This window comes from Bacillota bacterium, from assembly GCA_023511835.1.
Taxonomy (GTDB): domain Bacteria; phylum Bacillota; class Sulfobacillia; order JAIMAT01; family JAIMAT01; genus JAIMAT01.
In genome coordinates this window covers 1-2,056 of the sequence record JAIMAT010000155.1, presented here as the reverse complement: position 1 = coordinate 2,056, position 2,056 = coordinate 1, and the positions used below count along the sequence as shown (strand labels likewise).

At 77.0% G+C, this 2,056-nt stretch carries 2 protein-coding genes; both read right to left on the bottom strand.

Features of this window, described 5'->3' with window-relative positions; translation table 11 throughout:
* Positions 1-768, bottom strand: a complete 768-nt coding sequence (locus K6U79_11665; GenBank protein ID MCL6523011.1) for a 3-hydroxyacyl-CoA dehydrogenase — start codon at positions 766-768, stop codon at positions 1-3.
* A gap of 74 nt (positions 769-842) precedes the next feature.
* Entirely contained in the window at positions 843-2,000 is a 1,158-nt protein-coding gene (locus tag K6U79_11660) for a thiolase family protein (protein MCL6523010.1), read from the bottom strand.
* Positions 2,001-2,056 lie beyond the last annotated feature (56 nt).

The following is a 2,056-nucleotide window of genomic DNA, read 5'->3' as shown; positions in this document are numbered from 1 at the left end:
CTAGCGCGGCCCCATGCGCAGCGCCCCGTCCAGGCGGATCACCTCGCCGTTGAGCATGGGGTTCTCCAGGATCTGCCGCACCAGGAGCGCGTACTCGCGCGGCCGGCCCAGGCGCGGGGGGAAGGGCACCTGCGCCTCCAGCGAGCGCCGCGCCGGCTCGGGCAGCCCCGCCATCATGGGCGTGTCGAAAAGGCCGGGGGCCACGGCCACCACGCGGATGCCGTAGCGGGCCAGCTCCCGCGCCACAGGAAGCGTCATGGCGGCGACGCCGCCCTTGGAGGCGGCGTAGGCCGCCTGGCCGATCTGGCCGTCGAAGGCGGCGACGGAGGCCGTGGTGACCAGGACGCCGCGCTCGCCCTCCGCGTCGGGCGCGTTCCGCGCCATCACCGCCGCCGCCAGGCGGAGGACGTTGAAGGTGCCCACCAGGTTGACCTCCACCACGCGCCGGAAGCGGTCCAGGTCGTGCGGCCCCTCGCGCCCCAGCACCTTCTCCGCGATGGCCACGCCGGCGCAGTGGACGACGCCGCGCAGCCCGCCCTCCCCGGCGGCGGCCGTCTCCAGCGCCCGCCCCAGGCTCTCCGGGTCGGTCACGTCGGCCGGGACGAAGGCGGCCGCCGCGCCGATGCGGCGGGCCTCGGCCTCGCCCGCCTCGGCGTTGACGTCCGCCAGCACCACCCGCGCCCCGCTCTCCGCCAGCAGCTCGGCCGTGGCCGCGCCCAGCCCCGAGCCGCCGCCCGTCACCAGGAAGCTCGCCCCGCGCACCTCCATCGCCGCTCCTCCCTCCCCGCGTCCCGCTTCCTTGTGAGAGCCGCTTCAGCCCGGTCCGAGCCGCTCCGGCCCGGTCAGAGCCGCTCCAGCACGGTCGCCGTGGCCATGCCGTGGCCGATGCACATCACCTGGAGCCCCAGCCGCCCGCCCGTCGCCTCCAGGCCGGCCAGCATCTTCGCCATGAGGCCGGCGCCGGTGGCGCCCAGCGGGTGGCCGTGGGCGATGGCGCCGCCCCAGGGGTTGACGCGGCTCATGTCGGGCTCGAACTCGCGCGCCCAGGCCAGCACCACCGTGGCGAAGGCCTCGTTGATCTCGATCCAGTCCAGGTCGCGGATCGAGAGACCCGCCCGCTCCAGCGCCTTGCGGGTGGCCGGGATGACGCCCGCCAGCTGCAGCGTGGGGTCGTCGCCCACCGCCACCCGCGCCAGGAAGCGCGCCCGCACCCGCAACCCCTCCGCCCGCGCCGCCTCGCGGTCGGCCACCAGGACGGCCGCCGCGCCGTCGGCGATCTGGCTCGAGTTGCCGGCGGTGACGATGCCCCGCCCCTCCGGCCGGAAGACGGTGGGCAGGGCGGCCATGCGCGCGAGGTCGACGGCGTCGCGGACGCCCTCGTCGCGGGTGACGGTGACGGGCCGCCCCTCGGCGTCCAGAGCCGGCACGGGCAGGAGCTCGCGGTTCCGCCCCTCGCGGGCGGCGGCGCTGGCGCGCCGGTGGCTCTCGGCCGAGAAGGCGTCCGCTTCCTCGCGCGAGATGCCCCAGCGCTCCGCCATCCGCTCGGCGCTCTCGCCCTGGTGGACCAGCTCGTAGCGGCTCCGCAGGTCGGGGTCGAGCCGCTCGAAGCCGCCCTGGATGTCGCTGAACATGGGCGCCCGCGTCATGCTCTCCACGCCGGCGGCGACGACGAAGCGGGCGTCGCCCGCCGCCACCGCCTGGGCGGCGAAGTGGACCGCCTGCTGGCTCGAGCCGCACATGCGGTTGAGCGTCACCGCCGGCACCTCCACCGGGAAGCCGGCCAGGAGCGTGGCCAGCCGGCCCACGTTGGCACCCTGCTCGCCCGCCTGGGTGACGCAGCCCGTGATCACGTCCTCCAGCAGGACCGGCTCGATCCCGGCGCGCTCCACCAGCCCCTGGAGCGCCAGGGCGAGAAGCCTGTCGGGGTGCGTCGCCCGGTGCACCCCGTCCCGCCGCCCGAAGGGCGTCCGCACCGCCTCCACGATCACCGGCTCTCCCATGCCGCGCCCTCCTCCCCGAAGCCGCCCCCGGCGACGGCGGGGCCGCCCCCCGGACC